This window comes from Asaia sp. SF2.1, assembly GCF_000505765.1.
Lineage (GTDB): Bacteria > Pseudomonadota > Alphaproteobacteria > Acetobacterales > Acetobacteraceae > Asaia > Asaia bogorensis.
This window is the reverse complement of the sequence record NZ_AYXS01000051.1, coordinates 139417-145248: the sequence shown is the minus strand read 5'-3', so window position 1 is coordinate 145248 and position 5832 is coordinate 139417. Positions and strand designations below refer to the sequence as shown.

Below are 5832 nucleotides of genomic sequence, written 5' to 3'. Positions count from 1 at the left end.
GCCGCTATCATCTCTGAAGCCAGTGTAGCGCGTGCGCGTGCGTGTGTCTCCACGGAGGAGGGCTTCCCCCATATTAAGGATTGCCTCCACCGGCACCGAGATTGTCTGGTTGAGTATCTGCCATCCTGCAAAAACAGCTGCCGCTGTGATCAGTGTGAGTGGCAGCAGGAAAGAAAAGGCGACTGACGTCAGGGGCCCGGCGAGAAAAGCAGCGACTTCGCCGAGCACGATCGCGGCGAGCAGGATTTCGGAGCAAAGCATGACCGTACCAATTTTGGACCGGAATGATGCTTCTCGATACAGCCAGGTTTTCATTTTTTCCTACTCTGCGATCGTAAGTAAATTATATGAAATTATTGTTTCGATAGTCATTTATGATGAGTGGCGGGCAAAGTGTCTTTTCGATCTCGTCTTTATCCTTCGGCCGCAAAGATCAGAGACTTTACGCTCACATGAAGCCATTAAGAACAAGTTAAGCGTATCGCGTACGATGATGAGATCCCGAAAATTGTCGGCTAGTGGGTCATGATATCAGGGAGTTATTACGTCGCAGGCACTATCTGCCGGAGAGAGGCTTTCCGCGCTTTTCGCGTTCTCCTGCCGCATCATCAGAAAGTGCCCATGTCTCATGCTGTCGTCTGAATGAGCGTTGCTGGTGCAGTGCAGGAACTGAAGAAACCTGATCGAGGATCGACGACCTCCCGTCGGTGGCTGAGGGGGGCGAATGCCAGAGGCCAGCCGCCATGGGGAGTCGTCGCTTGTCCCCCTGTAGTCCCGGCACGACCTGATTGTGGGCGTCCACTCCAGGTGTGAGCGGTAAGCGCCTGACGATATTTTGGCCATGTAACGAGGTCACCTGCCTCGATCCAACATGACGCGCTCAAGGCAGGAGGGTGTGACCTTCAATAAGTCGCCGCGCTCGTTGCCGGGAGCGAAAAACGCAGGATCAGGTGAAGCATGGAGTGTGTTTCATTCGACAGGCTTCTGGAAGCAGAACGTGCCTCATCTGCGATATCGGCATTCTGCTGTGTCGTGCGATCCATGACCCCGATGGCCGAATTGACCTCCTTCAGGCTTACCGCCTGTTCGCGCGCATTTCGAACGATGGTGGTCAGTCTTTCACCCATCGTTGTGACAAGACCGGAAATCGTGGCAAGCGCGTGTTCTGTTTCATGCACACATTCGGCGCCGATATGTATCTCGTCTGATGTTTTCCCTACGAGCGCACTCACACTTTTGGCCGCTTCGGTGCATCGCTGCGCCAGAGTTCTCACTTCGTCAGCCACGACGGCAAAACCGCGACCGGCGTCGCCAGCCCGCGCCGCTTCGATGCTGGCATTCAGAGCAAGGACATTGGTTTGAAAAGCAATGTTCTCGATGATCGAGACGATGTCGACAATCTGGGACGAGCTGTTCTCTATTCGCGACATGGCGTCACGTGTGCGGCGCATGATATCGGCTGAAGCTGCGGCAGAATGGCAGGCTTCCTCGCCGATTGACTGGGCGCTGGTGATCAGCTCTTCCGAATGAGAGGCACTGCGCGCGATCTGACTGATCGCAGCCGTTGTCTGCTCCAGAGCTGCCGCCTGCTGTTCGGTCCGTTGTGCCAAATTCTCGGCACCGCCATGGACGGTTTCGCTTCCATCCCGGATGGTCTGTGCAGCAGTCGAGATACCTGAGATGGTATTTGCGAGTTCCCTGATCGACCTGTTGAAATCCGTTCGTAAAATCTCGAACTCATCGGGAAGAGGCTGACGCAGTTCTGAGGCGAGATCGCCGTTCGAAAGGGCTGAAAGCGCCCCTCCAATCTGCTCAACGACCTTTCTGATGTCATCCAGCCTGCGTTCATCCTGCTCATGCCGCACCCGCTGCGCTTCTTCGTTACGACGTCGCTCCCCTTCCAGAAGCAAGTCGGCTTCCTGCGCCTTCAGCAATGATGAGCGGAATGCGTCCAGCCCGCGGGCGATTGCACCGAGTTCATCCTGGCGCTCTATTCCGAAGACACGTGCCTGATAGTGGCGGTTTTCCAATTCAGAGACAGCATGAATCAGGCTGCCTAGCGGGTTGCTGAGAAGCTTGCGGAAGATGAGCCACATCAGGACGAGCGAAATGACGATCAGCACGATGCCCGGAATGACGAGAGTGAAAATTGTATGCCAGACCGGTGTCGTGATGGCCTCACCCGGGAGGTCGACCACAAGGGTCCAGTAAGTGCCGAAACCATCCACCGTGATAGGAACCAGGATACGGTCTGCACTCCCACCGTCAAACCCGGGGATGATGGTGACATCGTGCGCAGAGAGGGCCTTGCTGAAAGCTCTGGAGGCGTCATCATGGAAGTGCTGCATGATCTGGGCAGGTGTAGGGCTTACGACCCAGAAGCCTTGGCTGGACAGAAGCGAGATCTTGGTGCCCGGCGCGATCTGGACTTCCTTGAGCATAGGGACAAGCCAGTCCAAGGGGATATCCGCCCCTACGACGGCGATTCTTTTGCCATTGAACGTGATAGGGAAGGTCGGGGAGACCATGGGAACACCGGAATCGTGGTCGATATAGGGTTCAAGGCCGTCCGGGTTGCCTGTTCTGATTATGGCCTTGTAAAAATCGCTATAGTGGGCGGAAGGGGTCCGCACGGCAATATTTCCATGACCGTCACGCACGACATAAGGGAAGAATATTCCCTCCGGGTTTGTTCCTGGACCGCCCGGAAGCTGCGTCCCATCGAAACCATGCGGGATCTCCTTGAAATCCATGCCGAAAATCGCTGGAAAACGCCGCATGTCTTCAACCAGAAGGTCAACAATGAACTGCTTGTTCAAGACGCCCGTCTGATGGCCGCTTTCGATAGCGCTTTGAATGCCTCGTACAACCAGGCTCTGCTCAGCTATTGATCGGGCGATCTTCTGGCCCAATATCTGACTTTTCTGGATTGCTTGCGAGTAGATCTTTTTTTCTACCTCTTTCTTCATCATGAACCCGGATATGGATACGGCGACGATCTGGATTGCTATGAAGCAAATGCCGCAGGCCAGAACGATTTTGCTGGCGAGATTGAAGGCAGGATGATGAAGAGATTTTCTGCGCACGGGGACTGCTTTCCGTTTTTGGAGGCATGAGGCTGGAAGGAGGGGTGAAAAGACTCATCGACAAAATTTGCTAGAGCGGAGACTCCCGACGGGCGTGAAGGTGGGCGCTGGGGCATGAGGCGCGTTTGCGGGCAAGCCCGCTCCCGCAACGTTAGATTCAGGTTAATCATTCACGCCGGATGTTATACGTCAATATATTCCGTCACCGTTATGTTTCATTCTGGACAAGATTTTTGTTCAGATTGGTAAACAGGTAACAGCGTGAGAAGAATTCCGCGCAGCAGCGTTCTGTACTCATTGCCGTGGCCGACGACAGATCGTAACGAATGGAATCCGTACCTTTAAGCTTTATCGGGATGCGCGCAGGGGTGCGGTCAAGGCTTCCATGGTTGAGGCATGCGACGGCATTTGCGTCTCAACCCTTAAGGCGTGAATGGTTGGACTAAGCTTCGGTTTAAAGCGGGAATAGCTGGCTGATGGCGTCATTGCTGAAACGCGCCTGTCAGGAGCCGAAGCTGCGTACCAGGCCGCCTGCTACCATCTGCCACCCATCAATCATGACAAAGAAGATGAGCTTGAATGGTAGCGAGATTGTTGCAGGGGGCAGCATCATCATGCCGAGACTCATCAGCACGCTTGATGTGACGATATCGATGATCAGGAAAGGCAGATAGAGAAGGAAGCCCATTTCGAAGCCTCTGCTCAACTCACCAATCATGAAAGCAGGCATCAGGACCCGCCATGGGGTTTCTGCAGCGGTTTTGGCAGGTGTGAGATTGGCCAGATGATAGAAAGTTGCGAGATCGCCAGGCCGGGCATGCGCAACCATGAAGCCGCGGAATGGCTCTGCTGCAGCCTTGAGGCCGTCTATCTCCGACATGCTCCCATTGATCATCGGTGCGATCCCCTGTGACCAGGATCGTTCAAAAGTAGGCTGCATCACGAAAAACGTAAGAAATAGCGAGAGGCCGATGATGATTGTGTTCGGTGGGGTACCTTGCGCGCCGATTGCGCCCCGAAGCAGCGACAGGACGATCACGATACGCGTGAAAGCAGTCACCATTACAAGAAGGCTCGGTGCCAGAGACAGCAGGGTGATGAGGGCAGTAAGCTGGATCAGGCGGCTCGTTGTTCCAGGGCTGCCGCCACTACCGCCAAGATCGATGGAAAGAGACTGCGCGTGCGCGATGCAAGGGGCACAAAGCAGAACGGCTGTGAGGACAAAAAGCGTGCAACAATGGCCGATGGTTCGACTCTTGCCAGAGGTCGTAGCTTTGGTATTGCATGAGCTCACTACGCGGGATTTTATCGCCCCGGTTGAATGAATCACAAAACTATTCATGAGCTACGCTCGACGGAGAGATACTGGCTGAAACCCGAGGCAGGTTCAGGATTAGCCTGGACGAGACCGTCGTTCGGGCCGCAATCGCCCTCAAGCCAGCCGATGAACGAATCTCCATTTAGCCCGGTGAGTAGAAGGCCTTCGCGCCCTCGACAGGAAAAGACGATCAGTCGCCTTTTCGGATCAAGAGGCAGTGTTTCCACAATCTGTAAACTTCTGGTTGTATTCCGTCTGCCCAGGCGGGGTTCGAGATAGCGCACAACAAATCGCAAAAGGAATATGAGCGATATTACCAGTGCAAACGATGCACCATAGCTCACCCATGACAGGAGGCTCATCCGTGCTGCCCGTTGCATGCGTCACATTGGCCCTGAGCAAGCATGGTGTTCACACTCAGGAGGACGAAGACGACAGAATTTCAGTCATTGTCACGCCTATGTTGTTGTCATCAACGACAACCAGCTCGCCACGCGCAATGAGACGGTTATTGGCGTAGATATCGACAGCTTCGCCCAGTTTCTTGTTTAACTCGACCACAGCGCCACGCCCCAACCTAAGGAGCTGGCTGACCGGCATGGTGGCAGTGCCGATCACTGCGGTAATCTTGACCGGGATATCGTAGACGGCTTCGGTTCGAGGCACAGTGGAGCTGCCGCCAGCTGCTGTCTCGGTTGTGGAACCTGAAGAATCGAGAGGCTCTGAGGCAAAATCCTCGAGCCCCATCATTCCGTTATCTGCATTCATCATTTACGGTCCGTTTGTCGTCTCGGGTGAGGCAGTTGGTGAACGCTGCAAAGAGTTGAGTGAGGTCAGCACCTTCTCAATTGCCTTCCTGCGCCATTCTTCCGGGTCGAGGACGATCGTGTTGGTCTCAGTGCTGATTCTGATACGTGAATCCCCGGGAACAGCACAAGGCTCAAACCTTATTTTGTCAGGCTGGGTAATCGCGCTTCTGAGGCGGACTTCGTCATCTGCGGTGCAAGTCACCTCAACCACTGTCTCGGATCCCAGAATCAGATCGATTGCATCCTGCAGAAGATCGCGATGGATACCATTTAATTGCTCTGGGGGGAGGCGGGTCAGAGCGCTGACGATGTCGACTAACGCCTCGGCAAAAATCTCCCCCGCCTTTTGCGCCAGACCGAAGTGGCGGGCGCATACATCTTCGTTCTGACGGATCATGTCCGCCAGTGTAGAAGATAGGTTGGCTTCGGCTCTGGCCTGCTCCGAAGCCGCGCCTGCTGCAAAACCAGCGTCGTAAGCGTCACGCTGCAGCGCATCAATCTCGTCCTGAGCGAAGGACACCAAAGGCTTCGCTTGCCCGTCTGCCGGAGCCGAATCTGATTGATCGGTGGCGGGAGGCGGTGCCGGGGGCATTGGCTTGGCATCGAAATCAACAAGGTG

The 5832-nt window shown here is 54.9% G+C and carries 6 protein-coding genes; all 6 read right to left on the bottom strand.

The genetic code is table 11. The annotated features are described in order from the left end of the window. On the bottom strand, window positions 1–315 hold a 315-nt coding region (locus P792_RS39510; protein WP_051395982.1), incomplete at its 3' end, for a hypothetical protein. A gap of 587 nt (window positions 316–902) precedes the next feature. Next, window positions 903–2819, bottom strand: coding sequence for a methyl-accepting chemotaxis protein (locus tag P792_RS35600; protein WP_161630877.1), 1917 nt, complete (start codon window positions 2817–2819; stop codon window positions 903–905). A gap of 61 nt (window positions 2820–2880) precedes the next feature. After that, a complete protein-coding gene (locus P792_RS37890) occupies window positions 2881–3144 on the bottom strand; it encodes a hypothetical protein (protein WP_161630876.1) in 264 nt (87 codons plus the stop codon). A 444-nt stretch (window positions 3145–3588) separates the two neighbouring features. Next, on the bottom strand, window positions 3589–4428 hold the full coding sequence (gene fliP, locus P792_RS35595; RefSeq protein WP_081866876.1) for a flagellar type III secretion system pore protein FliP: 840 nt from the start codon (window positions 4426–4428) through the stop codon (window positions 3589–3591). Between the two features lie 393 nt (window positions 4429–4821). Beyond that, entirely contained in the window at window positions 4822–5175 is a 354-nt protein-coding gene (gene fliN, locus P792_RS35590; protein ID WP_369794260.1) for a flagellar motor switch protein FliN, read from the bottom strand. Then, the coding region (locus P792_RS35585) for a hypothetical protein (protein WP_023980054.1) at window positions 5176–5832 on the bottom strand (657 nt) is incomplete at its 5' end.

Excerpts from the sequence above, each read along its gene's own strand:
- P792_RS37890 (WP_161630876.1), bottom strand. The coding sequence starts at position 3,144 with ATGAGTCTTTTCACCCCTCCTTCCAGCCTCATGCCTCCAAAAACGGAA.
- fliP (WP_081866876.1), bottom strand. The coding sequence starts at position 4,428 with ATGAATAGTTTTGTGATTCATTCAACCGGGGCGATAAAATCCCGCGTA.
- fliN (WP_369794260.1), bottom strand. The coding sequence starts at position 5,175 with ATGATGAATGCAGATAACGGAATGATGGGGCTCGAGGATTTTGCCTCA.